General features: G+C 62.9%; 17 protein-coding genes. 5 read left to right on the forward strand and 12 right to left on the reverse strand.

What is annotated here, in order from left to right:
* Positions 1 to 64: 64 nt before the first annotated feature.
* Entirely contained in the window at positions 65 to 484 is a 420-nt protein-coding gene (locus Q6A48_RS06020; protein ID WP_304552640.1) for a DUF3757 domain-containing protein, read from the reverse strand.
* Positions 485 to 808: 324 nt separating this feature from the next.
* Between Q6A48_RS06020 and Q6A48_RS06025 the strand changes: the two genes are divergently transcribed.
* The gene (locus Q6A48_RS06025) at positions 809 to 1,351 is read left to right on the forward strand and encodes a DUF2780 domain-containing protein (RefSeq protein ID WP_304552642.1); all 543 of its coding nucleotides are present in this window, start codon (positions 809 to 811) and stop codon (positions 1,349 to 1,351) included.
* A 6-nt stretch (positions 1,352 to 1,357) separates the two neighbouring features.
* On the opposite strand, the gene yihG is transcribed toward Q6A48_RS06025, so the two are convergent.
* Positions 1,358 to 2,239 (reverse strand): 1-acylglycerol-3-phosphate O-acyltransferase, YihG family, encoded by an 882-nt coding sequence (yihG, locus tag Q6A48_RS06030; RefSeq protein ID WP_304552643.1) that lies wholly within the window; start codon positions 2,237 to 2,239, stop codon positions 1,358 to 1,360.
* A gap of 205 nt (positions 2,240 to 2,444) precedes the next feature.
* Here yihG and rloA2 point away from each other — a divergent pair, with 205 nt between their 5' ends.
* A complete protein-coding gene (gene rloA2, locus Q6A48_RS06035) occupies positions 2,445 to 2,951 on the forward strand; it encodes a retropepsin-like aspartic peptidase RloA2 (protein WP_304552645.1) in 507 nt (168 codons plus the stop codon).
* An 82-nt stretch (positions 2,952 to 3,033) separates the two neighbouring features.
* Here rloA2 and Q6A48_RS06040 read toward each other — a convergent pair whose 3' ends face one another.
* Positions 3,034 to 4,071: an RHS repeat-associated core domain-containing protein gene (locus Q6A48_RS06040; RefSeq protein ID WP_304552647.1), complete on the reverse strand. Its 1,038-nt coding sequence runs from the start codon at positions 4,069 to 4,071 to the stop codon at positions 3,034 to 3,036.
* 173 nt (positions 4,072 to 4,244) lie between these two features.
* On the opposite strand from Q6A48_RS06040, the gene creB reads away from it, so the two are divergent.
* The 3 genes from creB (at position 4,245) to creD (ending at position 7,921) form a co-directional block, all read left to right on the forward strand.
* A complete protein-coding gene (creB, locus tag Q6A48_RS06045) occupies positions 4,245 to 4,925 on the forward strand; it encodes a two-component system response regulator CreB (RefSeq protein ID WP_304552648.1) in 681 nt (226 codons plus the stop codon).
* Positions 4,925 to 6,343 carry a two-component system sensor histidine kinase CreC gene (creC, locus tag Q6A48_RS06050; RefSeq protein ID WP_304552649.1) on the forward strand — a complete coding sequence of 473 codons (1,419 nt, stop codon included), beginning with the start codon at positions 4,925 to 4,927 and terminating at the stop codon, positions 6,341 to 6,343. Before creB ends, creC begins: the two co-directional genes overlap by 1 nt.
* 204 nt (positions 6,344 to 6,547) lie before the next feature.
* Positions 6,548 to 7,921, forward strand: a complete 1,374-nt coding sequence (gene creD / locus Q6A48_RS06055; protein ID WP_304552650.1) for a cell envelope integrity protein CreD — start codon at positions 6,548 to 6,550, stop codon at positions 7,919 to 7,921.
* Positions 7,922 to 8,104: 183 nt separating this feature from the next.
* Here creD and Q6A48_RS06060 read toward each other — a convergent pair whose 3' ends face one another.
* The 9 genes from Q6A48_RS06060 to Q6A48_RS06100 all read right to left on the reverse strand — a co-directional run bounded on the left by Q6A48_RS06060 (position 8,105) and on the right by Q6A48_RS06100 (position 18,892).
* Positions 8,105 to 8,734 carry a glutathione S-transferase gene (locus tag Q6A48_RS06060; RefSeq protein WP_304552652.1) on the reverse strand — a complete coding sequence of 210 codons (630 nt, stop codon included), beginning with the start codon at positions 8,732 to 8,734 and terminating at the stop codon, positions 8,105 to 8,107.
* Between the two features lie 96 nt (positions 8,735 to 8,830).
* Positions 8,831 to 10,129: an MFS transporter gene (locus tag Q6A48_RS06065; protein ID WP_304552653.1), complete on the reverse strand. Its 1,299-nt coding sequence runs from the start codon at positions 10,127 to 10,129 to the stop codon at positions 8,831 to 8,833.
* Between the two features lie 236 nt (positions 10,130 to 10,365).
* Positions 10,366 to 10,545, reverse strand: a complete 180-nt coding sequence (locus Q6A48_RS06070) for a hypothetical protein (protein ID WP_304552654.1) — start codon at positions 10,543 to 10,545, stop codon at positions 10,366 to 10,368.
* Positions 10,542 to 11,672: a PepSY-associated TM helix domain-containing protein gene (locus Q6A48_RS06075; RefSeq protein WP_304552655.1), complete on the reverse strand. Its 1,131-nt coding sequence runs from the start codon at positions 11,670 to 11,672 to the stop codon at positions 10,542 to 10,544. The genes Q6A48_RS06070 and Q6A48_RS06075 overlap by 4 nt, the downstream gene beginning before the upstream one ends.
* A 213-nt stretch (positions 11,673 to 11,885) precedes the next feature.
* Positions 11,886 to 14,324: a TonB-dependent siderophore receptor gene (locus tag Q6A48_RS06080; protein WP_304552657.1), complete on the reverse strand. Its 2,439-nt coding sequence runs from the start codon at positions 14,322 to 14,324 to the stop codon at positions 11,886 to 11,888.
* Between the two features lie 222 nt (positions 14,325 to 14,546).
* The gene (locus Q6A48_RS06085) at positions 14,547 to 15,521 is read right to left on the reverse strand and encodes a FecR domain-containing protein (RefSeq protein ID WP_304552659.1); all 975 of its coding nucleotides are present in this window, start codon (positions 15,519 to 15,521) and stop codon (positions 14,547 to 14,549) included.
* Positions 15,518 to 16,036 carry an RNA polymerase sigma factor gene (locus Q6A48_RS06090; protein WP_304552660.1) on the reverse strand — a complete coding sequence of 173 codons (519 nt, stop codon included), beginning with the start codon at positions 16,034 to 16,036 and terminating at the stop codon, positions 15,518 to 15,520. Before Q6A48_RS06090 ends, Q6A48_RS06085 begins: the two co-directional genes overlap by 4 nt.
* Before the next feature lie 217 nt (positions 16,037 to 16,253).
* On the reverse strand, positions 16,254 to 16,961 hold the full coding sequence (locus Q6A48_RS06095; RefSeq protein WP_304552662.1) for a 3'-5' exonuclease: 708 nt from the start codon (positions 16,959 to 16,961) through the stop codon (positions 16,254 to 16,256).
* Complete coding sequence (locus Q6A48_RS06100; protein WP_304552785.1) at positions 16,958 to 18,892, reverse strand: putative nucleotidyltransferase substrate binding domain-containing protein; 1,935 nt, start codon at positions 18,890 to 18,892, stop codon at positions 16,958 to 16,960. The genes Q6A48_RS06095 and Q6A48_RS06100 overlap by 4 nt, the downstream gene beginning before the upstream one ends.
* Positions 18,893 to 18,991: the final 99 nt, after the last annotated feature.

Below are 18,991 nucleotides of genomic sequence, written 5' to 3' on the forward strand. Positions count from 1 at the left end.
GAGGATCGCACTGTACGGTAGCCGGGCCGGCATTGACAGGCTGCTGCGGGCAGCGCCCGGGCGCTCAGAAACTTACGTTGAAATATTCCGCATCCATGAGTCTGCACGCCCGGATACTCGGGCTATCGCAGCGGCTGTCGGCCCACAGGGAGTAGCCCGGTTCGAGGAGTTGCGGGTGGACCCGCTTCAGATTGATCTGGCCATATTTGCAAGTGAGGGTCGCGCTGGATAGGGAGGTGTCCCCGGCAGTCTCATGAAACGTGTATTCGGCACCTTCGAATCTCAGTGACTGTGGCTTGACCACATCCACGAGGCTTTCGCTCGTCCATTCGTGTTCTTCTGGCGAGTCGACGAAATAGACGTCTTCCACGGATTCGATCTTCCTGTGGATCTCAGAGACAGCGGGACACAGTATTTCACCGGCATGAACGTGGCCGGTGACCAGCATCAGTAATCCCAACCCTCCCGCCAGTACCTTGTTCATCTGCCAGCCTCCATGGCCCAGTTCTATTGCCGCGGCTATGGCCGGGCAGGCCACTGTCAATGCTGGCAGTTATTTATGTCAATTTTGGAACTGTGAGGGGATATTTGGAAACTTTTAGCGATAAACGATCGCTGGTTTTCTGGTGAATCAGAAGTTTCTGGCGTGGTCGAAAGACTTTTCTGTAAGCATCGTCGGATATGTAGGAACAATCGTTTTACGACCCAGTCCAACGCACGCTTTCAGGCCGCCCACTCTCGGGCGGTTTTTCATCGTCCTGAGGATGTTCCCTATGAGGTTTCACGCGGTTTCGCCTTGTCTTGCCTGATGTCGTTCGTGGCTGGCCCGGCCTTCGCACAATTCAGCCTCGATGATGCCGCCAACGTACTGTCGGCGATGCAGGGCAACCAGAGCGAGCAGGGGACGGGCGCAGTGGCTGCCGCGCCGAAAGCCGCCGGGTTGCTCAACACCTTGGGTTCGGAACTCAAGATCACCCCGGAACAGGCCGTGGGTGGCGCCGGGGCGATGCTTGGGCTGGCGAAAAATCGCCTCAGCGAGCCGCAGTTCGCCGAATTGAGCAAAAGCGTGCCGGGCCTCGATCAGATCGCCGGCAACAACGCCATTGGCGGGCTCAATGGCCTGGGCGGTTTGCTCGGAGGCGGATCGGATAAAAAGGCCTTGCTCGACGGCCTGCTGGGTAACGTCAAGGACACCCACGATTTGAACAATGCCTTCAGTGCGCTGGGCATGGACAGCGGGATGATCGGCCAGTTTGCACCGATCATCCTGCAGTATCTGGGGCAGCAGGGCGTAGGCAGTTCGTTGTTGCAAAGTCTGGGAGGTGTCTGGGGCGCGGGCGCCGGTGTCTGATCGACCTCATTCCTCACGCAAAACAGCAATCCGCCGATCCTTCTCGGTCCAAAGCTGATTCACCCAATCCTGCACATGCTGGCGAAACACCGGGTCGTTTTCGTAGTCGCCCTGCCACAGCGCCGGGTCCAGTTCGCGGGTCTGGATGTCGATGATCACCCGGGGCACCGCGCCGCTGATCAAGTCCCAGAAGCCGGGGATCCGGTCCTGGGGGTAGACCACCGTGACGTCCAGGATGGCGTCCAGTTGTTCGCCCATCGCCGCCAGCACGAACGCGACGCCTCCGGCCTTGGGCTTGAGCAGGTGGTTGAAGGACGATTGTTGCTGTTGGCGCTTGGCGGCGGTGAAGCGGGTGCCTTCGAGGTAGTTCACCACGGTGACCGGCTGGCGCTTGAACAGCTCGCAGGCGGCCTTGGTGATTTCCAGGTCCTTGCCGGCCAGTTCCGGGTTCTTGGCCAGGAACGCCTTGGTGTAGCGCTTCATGAACGGGTAGTCCAGCGCCCACCAGGCCAGGCCCAGGAACGGCACCCAGATCAGTTCCTTCTTGAGGAAGAACTTGAAGAATGGGGTGCGGCGGTTGAGGGTCTGGATCAGGGCGGGGATGTCCACCCAGGATTGGTGGTTGCTGATCACCAGGTAGGAGGTGTCGCCACGCAGGTCGGCGCCGCCGCGAATGTCCCAGCGGGTAGGGATGCACAGGGCGAAGATCAGCTTGTCGATTTCGGCCCAGGTCTCGGCGATCCACATCACCGCCCATGAGGCGTAGTCGCGAAAGCGACCGGGCAGGATCAGTTTGAGCAATGCGAACACCATCAAAGGCCCGAACAGCACCAGGGTGTTGAGCAACAGCAGCAGGGTGACGAAACAGCCGGTGAGCAGGCGGCGCATAGATGACTCTTGCAAGCGGGTGGGCGGGCCATGATAAGCAGCTTCGGGGGGGCAGGCCAAATCGGCTTGGACAAAAGTTTCACCTGTTCATGGCTAAACTGGGCCGCCTTTCGTGGCGAGCAAGCGCCCTCGCCACGTTTTTCCCAAGCGAACGAATTCACCGCCCACGGTCTAAAACCCCACCCCACACAGGAAGCCCTATTGCATGAAATCACTTCTCGCCCTGCTTTCCCTGGTGGCCCTTCCAGTGCTGGCCGCCGAGCCGACCCTGTACGGGCGCTACGAATACATCGCGCTGCCGGAAATCGGTGGCGAAGTACTCAAGGCCAAGATGGACACCGGTGCGTTGACCGCTTCGCTGTCGGCCAAGGACATCGAGACCTTCACCCGCGACGGCGACGACTGGGTGCGTTTCCGCCTCGCCACCAAGGACGCGAGCAACAAGGTCTACGAGCACAAGATCGCACGCATCAGCAAGATCAAGACCCGCTCCGAAGAAGATGAAGACGACGACGAAAAGATCGCCCCCAGCAAGCGCCCGGTGGTGGACCTGGAATTGTGCCTGGGCAACGTCAAGCGCACCGTGGAGGTCAACCTGACCGACCGCAGCAGCTTCAACTATCCACTGTTGATCGGCGCCAAGGCCCTGCGCGAGTTCGGCGCGGCGGTGAATCCGGCGCGGCGTTATACGGCGGATAAGCCGGATTGTTGATGGGCGTGCCTCAGGCTGGGGCACAAGGGCCCCAGTAGTCGTGCATGAAGGCTGGCGATTAAATTTTCAACTTTTCATCTGGCTAATGCCGAATATTTTCGATTGGGTTTTCTTTCTTGAATTTCAATTTACTTGGGTTGCGAGGAGGGGCTGGAGGTATTCTGTTCCATGTGTCGTTTGCTACTCGTGATGGTAGGAGTTGGAGATTTTTCGCTATTTCTAAGTTGTCTTTTAGATATTTTATCGCGTCGCTTTTTGAAGTCGCTGACAATAGTTCTTCGCGGCGGGTGGGACTGATTATGTGTTTTATCTGTGTTCTATAATCGGCGGGCATTGTATTTATAAGGCTCTCGGCTCGATAAATACTTTCCTGGTTAACGGCCCTGGCGATGTCGATAACCTGCTCTGGCACTAAGCCGCTCAATTGTACGGACTTATTCTTGAATAATTTATTGGATTTCGGATTTATGTTCGTTTTTTTGTAAATGACTGGAGCGCCACGGAATGCCATGTGGGCAGCGTTAGATACATCTATATCTTTGCGACTCATTAATCCCCATACCCTAAAGCGTGTTCCGAGTCCCCAAAAATGCCCTGTAGGATCATTCCGATTTATTGAGTCTCCTCCACAGTATCCATAAGCATTCACTCCCCCTTCCCCAAACGGGCTCAAAGTGTCCGGACTGTTAAACCGCATCAACACCGGATTGAACGCCCTGTACCCATTGCCCAATAAGTAATGTCCTGTCACGGGATCTGGCGGCTCGCCATTGAACCCAAGCAGACTGAGCAGGCCATTTGCGGAGGGGTGATGACCGTAGGGTGCGTAGACGAGGGGGTGGGGCCCGGTCGTGTCGAGAACGTTCAGTACCGAACGCTGTTGATCAGTCGCCAGCAGGGAGGTCCCTACATTCCCATCTTCTCGTTGAAGCTGCGCGAGTAATGCATCGTCATGCTGAAAAACGCTACGTCGCACTGCACCTTGTATTTCGCTAGCCAATCGACTTTTGCAGTAGAAGCGCTGAATGGCGGCCTGTGCAGCGGGCGCGCAATCCACCAGGCGATCCAGCGGGTCGTAGCGATAGTGGCACAGCGCGGTTTTGCGAGGGAAGGCAGGCATCGCTAATCTCCTTGAGCCCAAAGACCAGGCCCAAGCATCAGCCGTTTTTCAGCAGTTGCCTACTATCAGAACTGTTAGGCACGACCGCCAGCCACCAACAACTCGACTGCCGATTGACGAGCCCCGAGCCTTGGGGCACCGTTCCGGCAACTTTACTGTCGGGCGCGCAAGACATGCCTCATATTCTGATTGTCGAAGACGAAGCCGCCATCGCCGATACGCTGGTGTTTGCGCTGCAAGGAGAGGGTTTCGACACCACGTGGCTGAGCCTCGGCGCGGCGGCCCTCGAGCACCAGAAACACACGCCGGCGGACCTGATCATCCTCGATGTGGGCCTGCCGGATATCAGCGGATTCGAGACGTGTAAAAATCTCAGACGTTTCAGCGACGTTCCGGTCATATTCCTGACAGCTCGGGATGGCGAGATCGATCGGGTCGTGGGCCTGGAGATCGGCGCCGACGATTACGTGGTCAAGCCCTTCAGCCCCCGCGAAGTGGCGGCCAGGGTCCGGGCGATCCTCAAGCGCGTGGCGCCGCGGCCGGCGGCGGAGGTGGGCACGGCGCTGTTTCAAGTCGATATCGACCGTGTGCAGATCAACTATCGCGGCAAACCCTTGAACCTGACTCGCCACGAGTTCCGCCTGCTCAACTGCCTGCTGGAGCAACCGGAACGGGTCTTCAGCCGCGAGCAATTGCTCGACGCCCTGGGGGTCGCCAGCGATGCCGGCTACGAGCGCAGCATCGACAGCCACATCAAGAGCGTGCGCGCCAAGTTGCGTTTGGTCCGGGCCGAGGCCGAGCCGATCCAGACCCATCGCGGCCTGGGCTACAGCTACAGCCCGGGGCACAGCTAATGCCGCTGGGGATCCGGATTTTCCTGGTGTATGTGCTGTTTATCGGCCTGACCGGGTATTTCGTGCTCGGCACGGTGATCGAACAGATTCGCCCCGGGGTGCGCCAGTCCACCGAGGAAACCCTGGTGGACACGGCGAACCTGATGGCGGAGATCCTGCGGGACGATTTCAAGGCCGGCACCCTCAACCAGAATCGCTGGCCGCAGTTGCTCAAGGCCTACGGCGAGCGCCAGCCGGCGGCGTCGATCTGGGGCTTGCCGAAGAACCAGGTCAACCACCGGATCTATGTCACGGATGCCAACGGCATCGTGGTGCTCGATTCCAGTGGCGTGGCGGTGGGCCAGGATTATTCGCGCTGGAACGACGTGTACCTGACCTTGCGCGGTCACTACGGCGCCCGTTCGAGCCGCAACGACCCGGATGACCCGGCGTCCTCGGTGATGCACGTCGGCGCGCCGATCCGCGACAACGGTCGGATCATCGGCGTCGTCACCGTTGCCAAGCCCAACAGTTCGCTGCAGCCCTATATCGATCGCACGGAGCGGCGCCTGCTGCTGTACGGCGCCGGGTTGATCGGCTTGGGCCTGGTGCTGGGGGCCTTGCTGTCGTGGTGGCTCAGTTCGGCGCTGCGGCGCTTGACCCGCTACGCCCAGGCCGTCAGCCAGGGGCAACGGGTGGAAGTGCCGCATTATCGCGGCGGCGAGTTCGAGCAACTGGCGGGCGCCGTGGAGCACATGCGCACGCAGTTGGAAGGCAAGGCCTATGTCGAGCGCTACGTGCACACCCTGACTCACGAACTCAAGAGCCCGCTGGCGGCGATCCGCGGTGCCGCCGAGCTGTTGCAAAGCGACATGCCGGCCGCCCAGCACCAACGCTTCGTCAGCAACATCGACAGCGAAAGCGTGCGCATGCAGCAATTGATCGAGCGCCTGCTCAACCTGGCCCAGGTCGAACAGCGCCAGGGCCTGGAGGCTGTCGTCGCGGTGCCATTGGCGGCGTTGTTCGATCAGTTGCTGGAGGCGCGCAGCGGTTGGATCGCGGGCCGCTCATTTCGGATCGAGCGGCACATCGCGGCCGACCTGGCCCTGATGGGCGAGCCGTTCCTGCTGCGCCAGGCGCTGGGCAACCTGCTGGAAAACGCCCTGGACTTCACCCCGGCCGACGGGCTGCTGCGCATCAGCGCCGAGCGCATCGGCCCGCGTGTGGAGATCCGCCTGTTCAACCAGGCCGAGCCGATTCCCGACTACGCGCTGCCGCGCCTGAGCGAGCGTTTCTACTCCCTGCCGCGTCCAGGCACCGGGCGCAAGAGCACCGGCCTGGGGCTGAACTTCGTGGAGGAAGTGGTGCAGCTGCATGCCGGGGAGTTCACCATCGGCAATGTCGAGGGTGGGGTGGAGGTGGTGGTGCGGTTGCCGTGAGCCCTGATGCATATCCCCTGTGGGAGCGAGCTTGCTCGCGATGAGGGTGTGTCAGTCAACAGGGGATCCGGCTGGTCCACCGCTATCGCGAGCAAGCTCGCTCCCACCGTTTTCCGGTGTCTCCACACAATCTCCATAATCTCTCCATAAGCCCAACACACAGCCGTTCCAGACTCGCCCTCATTCGAACAGGGAGAGCCCCACATGAACCGCAGCCTCGCCATGAAACTGGGCATGATTGCCCTCTTGATCCTCTTGCTGATGATCCCTTTGCTGATGATCAACGGCCTTATCGATGAACGCCAGGAACTGCGTGACGGCGTGTTGGAAGACATCGCCCGCAGCTCCAGCCGCAGCCAGCAACTCATCGGGCCGATGATCGTCGTGCCGTTTCGCAAGGATGTACGTGTCTGGGGCACCAACGAGAAGACCGGCGTGCGCTTCCTGGAGACCGTCGAGCAAAGCGGCGAGTTGTACTTCTTGCCAGAGCAGTTCGAACTCGACGGCCAGGTCCGCACCGAGACCCGCGCCCGGGGCATCTACGAGGCGCGGCTGTTCCACGCCGACAACCGGATCGATGGCCGCTTCAAGGTGCCTGAGCACTATGGCGTCGCGACCAAGGACTTGCCTGACTACCGTTTTGACCAGCCGTACCTGACCGTCGGCATCAGCGACATCCGCGGCATCGAGAATGCGTTGACCCTGACGCTCAACCAGCAAACCGTCGACTTCCTGCCCGGCTCGCGCGTCGGCTGGCTGGGGCAGGGCGTGCACGTGCCGCTGCCGATGCTCACGGCCCAGGGCAGCGCCGACCTGACCTTCGGTTTCGACCTGCGCCTGCAAGGCACCGGTGAGTTGCAGATCCTGCCGGTGGGCAAGTCGACCAAGGTGCACCTGTCGGCCGATTGGCCACACCCGAGCTTCATCGGCAACTACCTGCCGGTCCAGCGTGACATCAATGAACAGGGTTTCAGCGCCGATTGGCAGACGTCGTTCTTTTCCACCAACCTCGAAGAAGCGCTGCAAGGCTGCGCGCCCAGCGATGGCTGTGAAGCGTTCCGCAGCCGGGCTTTTGGCGTGAGTTTCATCGATCCGGTGGACCAGTACCTCAAGAGTGACCGGGCGATCAAATATGCGCTGCTGTTCGTCGCGCTGACCTTCGCCGGCTTCTTCCTTTTCGAAGTGCTCAAGAGCCTGGCGGTGCACCCGGTGCAGTACGCCTTGGTGGGCGTGGCGCTGGCGTTCTTCTACCTGCTGCTGTTGTCGCTGTCCGAGCACATCGGCTTTGCCCTGGCCTACCTGGCCTCGGCCAGTGCCTGCGTGTTGTTGATCGGCTTCTATGTCTGCCATGTGTTGCGCAGCGTGAGCCATGGCGTGGCCTTTTCGGCGGGGCTGGCGGCGTTGTATGGCCTGCTCTATGGCCTGCTGAGCGCCGAGGACTACGCGTTGCTGATGGGCTCGCTGTTGCTGTTCGCCCTGCTCGGTGTGTTCATGGTGCTGACCCGTAAGCTGGACTGGTACGGGGTGGGGGTGAAGCCGGCGGCAGCGGTGTCCTTCGAGCTGGGAGAGGTGAAATGAGCCGGTCGCTGGGGTTGCGGGAGGATCAGCGGGTGCGCGAGGTGTTGGTGATGCGGATAGCTGGGTTGTTTCCTCTAGATCCGGTGCGCTGCCATCGCGGGCAAGCCTTGCTCCCACAGGTGGAGCGGGGCCCAGGTGGGAGCAAGGCTTGCCCGCGATGAGGCCGATACGGTTAAAGCAGTACTAAACCCTGGGCACCGTCTCGACCATCGAAGGGCGCAAGCTCACTTCGGCAAACCACGCCGCCAGTTGCGGGTTGGCCGTGCGCCATTCCAGGTCCGGGTGGCGCAGGTCAAGGTAGCCCAAGGCGCAGGCCACGCTGATGGACGCCACGTCGAAATGGCTGGCCAGCTCGGCGATGGCCTCGGCCTCGAGCACGGCCACCGCGCGGCGGATCTTGTCCCGTTGCGCATCGAGCCATTCGTCCCAGTGCTTTTCCACCGGGCGCAAGGCGGTTTCGTAACGGATCAGTACCGCGGCGTCCATGATGCCATCGGCCATGGAAGCCAGGGTCAGGCGGCGCCAGCGGGCCGCGCCGTCCCGGGGAATCAGCGGGTTGCCGACGTGCTGGTGGTCGAGGTAATCGAGGATGACGCGGCTGTCATGGATCACCGCACCGTTGGCCAGGCGCAGCGCCGGGATCTTGCTCAACGGGTTGTCATCGATCAGCGCCCGGTCCGGCTTGACCGGCGTGAGCTGGCTGAGCTGCAACGCCACGCGGTCCTGCTGGCCGGTTTCGTGCAGCAGCACCAGGACTTTGCGAACGAAAGGCGAGGCGGGGTTGTGGAACAGCGTCATGCTGGGGGTGGACATGGCAACGTCTCGGTCAGTGGCACGTGTTGCGCAGCATAGCGCGTCAGCGCGGCCCAAGGCAGCGGGCCCGGGCCGAAGTGGCCCGGGCCAACCGGATCAGGCGGCCGGTTGCAGCACCTGGGGCTGCGCCGACGGCATCGTCGGTTGTGGCTTGAGCTCGCGGGCAACGGTCCAGACGATAAACGCCGCGATCACGTCAAAGATCGCCAGCATCACGAACAGCGGGCTGTAGCCGATCTTGGTCACCATCACCCCGAACACCAGGGTGAAGGCCGCAGCGCCCAGGTAGCCGAACATCCCGCCCATGCCGGTGGCGGTGGCGACTTCATTCTTGCCGAACGAGTCGGACGTGATGGCGTACAGCGCGCCGGACAGGGTCTGGTGGGCAAAGCCGCCGATGCACAGCAGGGCGATGGCGGTGTACGGGCTCTCGACCAGGCCGATGCAGGCCGGGCCCATCATGCAGGACGCACCGAACAGCAGGACCATCTTGCGCGAGGTGAACAGCGACACCTTGCAGTACTTGTGGAAGAACGGGCTCAGGTAGCCACCCAGTACGCAGCCCAGGTCGGCGGCCAGGAACGGCAGCCAGGCGAACATCGCGATTTCCTTGATGTTCATGTGCCGCTCGGTCATCAGGTACAGCGGGATCCAGGCATTGAAGGTCTGCCAGGCCGGTTCGGAGAGAATCCGCGCGCTGGCGATGGCGTAGAAATTGCGGCTGGCGATGATCTTTTTCCAACTGCCCTTTTTCGGCGCCTGGTCTTTGAAATGGGCTTCCTGGCCGTTGAGGATGTAGTCGCGCTCGGCGTCGCTCAAGCGCTTCTGGTCACGCGGGTGCTTGTAGAGGACCAGCCACAGGAAGGTCCAGGCGATGCCCAGGCCGCCGACGATCAGGAAGGCCAGTTCCCAGCCACTGTTGAGGATCGCCCAGACCACCAGCGGTGGTGCCAGTACGGCACCGATGGACGAGCCGATGTTGAACCAGCCGATGGCGACCGAACGCTCCTTGGCTGGAAACCATTCGGTGGAGGCCTTGACCGCCGCCGGCAACCCGGCCGCTTCGGTCACGCCCAGCAACCCACGGAAAAACGCCAGGCCTTGCCAGCCCGAAGCCATGGCCGCCGCCGCGCAGGCGATGGACCAGGCGAAAGCGAAAATGGCGAAGCCCATCTTGGTGCCGATGGCATCGATGATGTAGCCGGCCACCGGCTGCATCAGTGCGTAGCAGACCTGCCAGGCCACGACGATGTGCGAATACTGCTCGGTGGAAATGTTCATGTGGCTCATCAAGGTGGGAGCGGCCACCGAGAGGGTATTGCGGGCCAGGTAGTTGACCATCAGGCCGGCCGTGACCAGGCCGACCATCCACCAGCGGATGCCTTTGATTTTCATCACTTCACCATGATTATTTTTGGATTGGTGTCGCAGGATGCGTGTTGTAGGTTGTCGTACAACGTGCTCCTTTATAGGAGCGCAAGGATTAATTTGTCAATAAATATGTCAGAAGACGGGCGCAGCAAAAGCGTTGATGCTGTGAGTGTGGGTGCGAGCCTGTTCGGGAAGTCAGTGGAGTCGTCGTACGACTTCAGGTGGGAAGGCGCCCAATCATTGCGTGGACGCCCGTAGACTCAACGCCGGACGAGCAATCCGCGCAGTGCCACGATGCAAGGCACGCCCAGTCCGAGCCAGCTCACGGCGTCCCACAGGCCATCGCCCAGCAGGGCGCTGGCCAGCCCGGTGGCGCAGAGCACGCCGATCAGCAGGGGCAGGCCGAACACTTTCCAGAAACTCGACTGCCGCGGCTTCACGAAGTGGCCTCCGTGGCGAGGGTCGCAGGCTTGGCCGCTTTGCGTCGCACCACCCACAAGTAGACGCCGCTACCCAGGACGACGATGGTCAGCACGTCGAGGACCGCCCAGAAAATCTGCATTGGCCGGCCGCCGTAGTCACCGAAGTGCAGCGGCAACGACAGGCTCATGACGTCCATGTACCACGGGCGCTCGGCCACGGCGGTGACGTCCAGGGTGCTGGCGTCGATCAGCACCGGCGTCAGCAGGTGGGACGTCAGGTGGGTGTTGCCCTTCATGAACACGCCATAGTGGTGGGCGCTGGAGAACAGCGTGCCGGGGAAGGCGATGAAGCTGGGCTCCATGCCGGGCGCGACGTCCTTGGCGATCTCCAGTAGGCGGGTGGCCGGCGCCAGTTGCGTCAGCGGCGGCGCATCGCGGTAGGGTTCGATCATGGCGCTGAGGCTGTCGTTGCGCCAGGCGGCGATGATCAACTCGGCGCAGGCGGCGATCACACCAGTGACCCCCACCGTCAGCGCCCAGACCAGCGTGACCACGCCGATCAGGTTGTGCAGGTCGAGCCAGCGTAGGCGGGTCGATTTGTCCTGGCGCACGGTGGCGAATTTCAGGCGCCGCATGAACGGCAGGTACAAGACCACCCCGGAGACGATGGCCACCACGAACAGCAAGCCCATGAACGCCAGGAACAGCTTGCCCGGCAAGCCGGCGAACATGTCCACGTGCAGGCGCAGCATGACCATCATGAAGCCGCCGTTGGCCGAGGGCATGTCCAGGGCTTCACCGGTGCGTCCGTCGAGCATGAAGGTGTGGGACGAGTTGGGCTCGGTGCCCGGCGTCGGCGCCATGATGGTGATGACACCGTTGGGTTCGTCCTCGTCCCAGCCAAAATACTGCACCACTTCACCAGGGCGATGGGCCTTGGCTTTTTCCACCAGTTGCGCCAGATCCAGTGGCGGCGTGTCGGCCGGCATCTGCCGAAGTTCGGGAGCGTCCCCCAGCAGGTGTTCGATTTCATGGTGGAAGATCAGCGGCAGCCCGGTGATCGCCAGCATCAGCAGGAACACCGTGCAGATCAGGCTGGTCCAGGTGTGGACAAAGGACCAGCGGCGGATGGTTTTGCTTTTCATGGTCGATCCGGATGAAGGAGGGCACGATGCCTGAGGCCAGTCAGTCAAATCGAGAAACCTGTGGGAGCGAGCCTGCTCGCGAAAGCGGTGTGCCGGGCGACATCAATGTTGACTGTTACGCCATCTTCGCGAGCAGGCTCGCTCCCACAAGGGTTCATTCAACAGATTGAGTTCAGATGCGTGCCCTCGAAAGGTTTTGCAAATGCTAACCGTTTACCATTTGTAATTCACGCTGGCGACGACATTGCGCTGGTCACCGTAGTAGCAATAGAAACCGTCGCAGGTGGACAGGTAGTCCTTGTTGAAGATGTTCTTGGCGTCCACTGCCACCGTGACCCCTTCGAGGGTCTTGTTCAGACGGCCCAGGTCGTAGTGGGCCGAGGCGTCGTACACGGTGTAGGAGCCGACATGGCCCCAATCGGTGTTGGTGGTGTTGCCGTAGGTGTCACCGACATAACGCACACCGGCGCCGACCCCGAAGCCATCGAGCGCACCGTTGTGCCAGGTGTAGTCGGCCCAGGCGGTGGCCTGGTTGCGCGGTACCTGGGCCATGCGCTTGCCTTTCTCGGCGGCGGTGCCCTGGGTGATTTCGCTGTCGTTGTAGGTGTAGGAACCGACCAGTTTCAGGTTCTCGGTGACGTCGCCGGAGGCCTCCAGTTCCAGGCCGCGAACCTGAACCTCACCCACCTGGCGGGTGATGTTGTTCTCGGTCACGGAGTTGTTCTTCTGGGTCAGGTCGAACACGGCGGCGGTCAGCAGCGTGTTAGTGCCGGGCGGCTGGTATTTGATACCGGCTTCGTATTGCTCGCCCTCGGTGGGTTTGAACGCCTGGGTGCTGGTGATCACCGAACCGGTTGCCGGCTGGAACGACTGGGCGAAGGAAATGTACGGCGTTATGCCGTTATCGAAGACGTAGCTCAGCGCCGCGTTGCCGCTGAATTTCTTGTCGCGCTGGGTGTTGGTGACGTTGTTCTGGTTGTGGAATTCGGTGCCGGTGTGGATCCAGTCTTCACGGCCGCCGAGGGTCAGGCGCCAGTTGTCCAGGGCGATCTGGTCCTGGACGTACAGGCCGGTCTGGTTGGTCTTCTGGTTGTAGTCGTACATGGTGAAGAACTGGACGTTGGAGACATCCTGCCCGTAGATCGGGTTGTGGATGTTGCTGGTCGGCACGCCGGTCGAGCCCCACTGCCAGCGTGCGTTGCTGTTGGAGCGCTGGTGATCCAGGCCCAGTAGCACGGTGTGGCTCAGGGCTCCGGTCTGGAAGTCAGCCTGGAAGTTGTTGTCCACGGCGAACTGGCTGATGTCTTCGTCGACCACGCTGGCGCTGCGCTGGACGGTGCCATCGGCGCTGACCGATTCGTCGGGGCCCGCCGGCCAGAACTGCCCGCCGGCGGAGATGCCCTGGAATTCCAGGTCGCTCTTGGTGTAGCGCAGGTTCTGGCGGAACTGCCAGGTGTCGTTCAGGCGGTGTTCGAACGCATAGCCGAGGGCGTAGTAGGTACGGTCGTAGAATTCCCAGTCCGGGTCGCCGAGGTTCTTGTGGTGGGAAATCTTGCCCGCTGGCGAGGACAGCTTGGTGCCCTGCAGGGGCAGGAATTGCCCGGTGATCCCGGTGTCGTCGCGGGTGTACTGGGACAGGAAGGTCAGGCGCGTGTCGTCGTTGATGTTCCACGTCAGGCTGGGGGCGATGTTGTAGCGCTGGTCCGGGATGTGGTCGACATGGGCATTGCTGTCGCGCACGGTGCCGCTGACCCGATAAAGGAACTGGCCTTCGTCATCGACCTTGCCGGTGCTGTCGAAGTTGATCTGCTTGTGTTCGTGGCTGCCGGACTGCAATTCGACTTCATGGCTGCTCTCGGCCTGGGGCCGGCGGCTGACCATGTCGAGCATGCCGCCCGGTGGCGTCTGGCCGTAGATCGACGAGGCCGGGCCACGCAGCACGGCGATGCGTTCCAGGTTCCAGGTCTCGATCTTGGGGGTGACGTAGTTGCCCCGGGGCAAGGGCAGGCCATCGAGGAACTGGGTCGGCACGAAGCCGCGCACCAGCAGCCAGTCGTTGCGCGAGTCCGAGCCATAACCGCTGCTCTGCACACCGGCGGTGTAGCGCAGGGCGTCGTTGAGATTGAGGACGGAGCGGTCTTCCATCTGCTGGCGGGTGACCACCGAGACCGAGCGCGGCAGTTCGACGATCGGTGTATCGGTCTTGGTGCCGGCGGCTGTGCGGGTGGCGGCATAGCCCTCGGTCGGGCCCCACGCGGTTTCGCTGCTGCCCGCGCCGATCACGCTGGTTTCCGGCAGGGCCATGACCCCTTCCGGCACGGCCACCAGGCTGTAGGTGCCCGCGCTGCTTTGTTCCAATTGCAGGCCGGTGCCGCGCAGCGCTTCACGCAAGGCGCCGGTGGCGTCGAACTGGCCCTGCACCGGTGCCGACGTCTTGCCCGACGCCAGGGACGGATTGAGGCTCAGTGCAAGACCGGCCTGGCTGGCGATCTGGTTCAGGGTGCTGGCCAGCGGGGCGGCGGGCAGGTTGTAGGCACGCAGGCTGGAGGCCTGTTCAGCGGCCAGCAGCGGCCCACTGGCGAGCGGGGCGGCCAAGGCAATGGCGACGGCCAACAGGCTGGGGCGCAACAGGGTGTCTAGCGGGCGGGACATACGGCGGCTCCTGAATGGAAATATTTCTCAATTGCCTGGGTGCCGGATGAGAATCGAAAAGTGATAGGGCTGGATGAAAATAATTTGATTCGCTTGGGCTTTCCTGCGGGTCTTTGTGTTGAGGCTGTTGGCCTCTTCGCGAGCAAGCCCGCTCCCACATGGCAATGTGAACCTGTGGGAGCGGGCTTGCTCGCGAAGGCGGCCTGCCTGACGCACGGTCACTCAGGGTTTCGACGCGGCCCTCGGCCCCACCACCACCCACCACCGCGTGTGGTGTTCGACCTGCACCGGCAGGGTCGGCAGCAGCGCCGTCAAGGCCAGGTCGGTGTCGTGCAGCGGGAAGCTGCCGGTGATGCGCAGATCGGCGACCTGCGGCTCGACGCCCAGGTAGCCGCGCCGGTAGCGTCCCAGCTCGTGCACCAGGTCTTCCAGGCGGGCGTTGTCCACCACCAGCATGCCGCGGGTCCAGGCGTCGGCGCCGGGGCCCAGGGCCAAGGTCGGGCCGAGGCCGTCGCGGCGCATCAGCACTTGCTGGCCCTCGTGCAAGATCTGTTCTTCGTCCGTGGCCTGGGGATGCGCCGCCACGGCCGATTGCAACACGCTCAGGCGCGTACCCTGGTCTTCCCGCTTGACCAGGAACCGCGTGCCCAGGGCGCGCAGGCTGCCTTCGCGGGTTTCGACGATGAATGGGCGCGGGTCGTTGTGGCCGGTTTCCACCAGGATCTCGCCTGCCTGCAGGACGATGCGTCGCTGCCTGGCGTCGAAGCGCACGTCCAGCGCGCTGTGGGTGTTGAGGTTGATCAGCGTGCCGTCGGCCAGGCGCAGGGTGCGCTGTTCGCCGGTGGCGGTGCGCTGGTCGGCCAGCCAATAGTCCAGTGACAGGTAGCGATCGGCGGCGAACAGCGTCAGGCCGACCACCGCGACGATGCTGGCCAAGCCGCTGCCGACCTTGCGTAACCGCCGCCGAACGGCCGCCCGCGATTGCAGCAACGCGGCTCGCGCCGGCCCGCTGGCGACGCTGAAGCGCTGGTCGAGCATGCCCAGTTGGCGCCAGGCGCGGGCATGTTCTTCATCGGCAGCATGCCAGCGAGCGAAGGCATCGCGTTCCTGGGCACTGCCTGAATCCAGCGCCAGTTGCCAGGCGATGGCGGCGTCCAGCACGCGGGCCGACACCGGTTGGCTGGAGAGCGGGTTCATGTCGGCTCGCCATACAGGGCGATGTAGCACTGGCGAATGCCCTGGGCCAGGTATTGCCGCACCCGCGGCACCGAAACCCCCAGGCGCTGGGCGATCTCGGCGTGACCGAGGCCGTCGAGGCGATTGTAGAGAAACGCTGCGCGGGCCTTGCTCGACAGTTGGCCGAGCAGGCGGTCGATGTGCTTCAGGTCGTCGAGGATCATCTGCTGCTGCTCCACCGACGGCTGTTCGCTTTCGGGGATCAGCATCAACTCGGTGAGGTAGGCCTGCTCCAGGGCTGCCCGGCGGAAATGATCGAACAGCAACCCCTTGGCGATGGCCACCAGGAACGCCCGCGGTTCGCGAGGCGTGACCAGTTGCTCGCGGCCCAGCAGGCGCACGAACGTGTCCTGGCTCAAGTCCTCGGCCCGCTGCGCACACGCCACATTGCGCCGCAACCAGGCCAATAGCCAACCGCGATGGTCACGGTACAACGCACCAACCAGATCACTGTGAGGGCTAGGAACTGACGACACGGAGCATCACCGACGTTTTAAGTAACGAGAATTGTTCGCGATTGTGGCAGAGGCGGGGGCGGGAAAGCAATTGGCGTTGGTCGGGATGACGAGGCCGGTGTATGGCAACGGCCCCTGTGGGAGCGAGCCTGCTCGCGAAGGCAGCGGTGCAGCGTGGCACGTAGGCTGGCTGGGCCGGCGCTTTCGCGAGCAGGCTCGCTGCCACAAAGGGGGTTGGCTAAATCGACGGCGCCTGCTGTCGCCGCTTCCATTGACCCAGGCGCTGTTGCAGGGCGAGGGGGCTATTGATCTGTTGCTGGCGGGCGCGGCTGAACAGGATCAGCGCCAGTTCCGCCGTGGCCAGGGCGTCGGCGCTGGCGTTGTGGCGTTCGTGTACGTGCAGCTTGAACACCTCGATCCAGTCATCCAGGCCGGCTTGGCGCAGGGCTGGCTGGGGGCAAAGCATCGGGGCCAGGTCCGCGACGTCGAGGAACGGGTGCTGCAAGCGATGGCCCAGGTGGTCCTTCAGCGCGCGCCCGAGCATGTGCGCATCGAAAGGCGAATGGAACGCCAGCAACGGGCTGTCGCCGATGTATTCCATGAACGCCAGCAGCGCCTCGGCCGGTTCGCTGCCGGCGGCGATCGCGCTCGGCGCCAGGCCATGGATCAACACGCTGGGCCCGAGCTTCTGTTTGTCGCATTGCAAGGTGCGTTCGAACTGCTGGCTGAAATCGATCGCGCCGTCTTCGATGGCCACCGCACCAATGGACAGCACCTGGTCCTTGTTCAGATTCAGCCCGGTGGTCTCCAGATCCAGCACCACCCAGCGTTGTTCCCGCAGGCTGCATTCACCCAGGGCGGCGGGTGGTGGCAGGCTCGCCAGGCGCTGTTGCAAGGCGTCCGGCAAGGGCGGCTGGGCCGGGCGCAGCCAGGAAAACAGGCTCACAGCTGATACCTCAGGCTCAGGCTGCTTTGCAGGCGTTGGGCCTGGCGCAGGGATTCGCGCAGGATGCGTCGGTCCAGGTGGTTGAGGCTGTCGGGGTCGACGCGGTTGGAGTACGGCAGGTTCTCCCGGGTCTGCAATTGATGCTGCTGCATGCGGGTCTGCTGGATGAAGTGATAGGCCTCTTCGTAGGCTGCGCCGTCGAGGGGTTCGATCACTTGGCGGGCGACCAGTTGCCGCAAGCGTTCCAGGGTGTTGTTGGCACCGATGCCATTGGCCAGGGCGAGCAAGCGGGCGCCATCGACAAAAGGCGTCAGGCCTTGCACCTTGAGGTCGAGGGTGGCCTTCTCGCCATTCTTGCGGCTGAGCACGAACTCCCTGAAGCGTCCCACCGGCGGGCGATGGCGCAGCGCGTTGTCGGCCATCATGCGTTGGAACAGGCGGTTGTCGCCTACTTGGTCGAGGATTTGCTGGCGCAGTTGTTCGCAACCTTGCTCATCGCCCCAGACCACCCGCAAGTCGAAATAGATGCTCGAGCCCAGCAGGTTTTCCGGCGTCGCCTCGCGAATGAACGCGGCGAAACGCCGGGCCCATTCGGCGCGGGACAGGCACAGTTCGGGGTTGCCGGCCATGATGTTGCCCTTGCACAGCGTGAAGCCGCACAGGGCCAGGCTCTGGTTGATCTGCTGGGCGATGGGCAGCAGCAGGCCGCGGATCTGCGCCGCGTGGGCGGCGTCCCGGGCTTCGAACAGGATGCCGTTATCCTGGTCGGTGTGCAGGGTTTGCTCGCGGCGACCCTCACTGCCGAAACACAGCCAGCTGAACGGCACGCCAGGGTCGCCCTTGTCGGCCAGGGTCAGTTCGATGATCCGGCAAACCGTGTGGTCGTTGAGCAAGGTGATGATGTGGGTGATCTGGGTCGACGAGGCGCCGTGGGCGAGCATGCGCTCCACCAGTTGGCCGATCTCGCCGCGCAGGGCCACCAGGTTTTCCACCTTGGGTGCGCTGCGGATGGTCCGGGCCAGGTGCACCAGGTCGACCCGTTGCAGCGAAAACAAGTCGCGCTCGGACACCACGCCACACAGGCGCTGCTCCTTGACCAGGCAGACGTGGGCGATGTGGCGCTCGGTCATGGCAATCGCGGCATCGAACGCGCTGTGGTCCGGCGAAAGGGAAAACGGCGCCTGGGTCATGTGGCCGGCGATGGCCTGGGCGAAGTCCCCGGCACCATCGGCCACCACCTGCCGCAGGTCGCGCAGGGTGAAGATCCCGACCGGTGTCTTCTGTTCGTCCACCACCACGATGCTGCCGACCTGCTGCTCGTGCATCAGCTTCACGGCTTCGCGCAACGGCGTGTCGGGGCTGCAGCTCACCGGATGGCGCATCGCCAGTTCGCCCAGGCGCGTATTGAGGGAGTACTGCGTGCCCAGGGTTTGCGCGGACTTCTGCTGGACCTGCTGGTTGACCTGGTCCAGCAGGCTGCTGACCCCGCGCAGGGCGAAATCGCGAAACGGGCCGGACAGGGCGAACAGCTTGATGAAGGCCTGCTTGTTCAATTGCAGGCAGAAGGTGTCCTCGCCGGCCCGGTGTTCGGTGCGGGTGGCCCGTTCGCCCAGCAGGGCGGCGAGGGGGAAGCACTCGCCGGTGGTGATTTCGAAAGTGGTCTCGGTCCCGCCCTTGGCCGAATGGGGACGTTCGCCCACCACCCGGCCCTGCTTGACGATGTAGAAGTGTTCCACCGGGCCGTCGGCCGGCTTGATGATGGTCTCGCCGGGGGCGTAGAAGCGCAGCAGGCATTGCTCCACCAGGTAAGCCAGGTGGGCATTTTCCATGTGGTTGAACGGCGGGAAGCGCTGCAGGAACTGCACCGTGCCCTGGATGTTTTGCAACACCGCGGTTTTCCCTGCCTGGATGAAGGCGTCCGCTTTTTTCATAACCATTACGCAGTCTTTTTCGAATTGTTGTGGTCGGATCTGTTCTCCCATGGTCGACCCCTGGGCGCGGGGTGCCCATTGGACGTAAGTCTAGGTCGC

Source organism: Pseudomonas citrullilanati, assembly GCF_030580855.1.
Classification (GTDB): Bacteria; Pseudomonadota; Gammaproteobacteria; order Pseudomonadales; family Pseudomonadaceae; genus Aquipseudomonas; species Aquipseudomonas citrulli.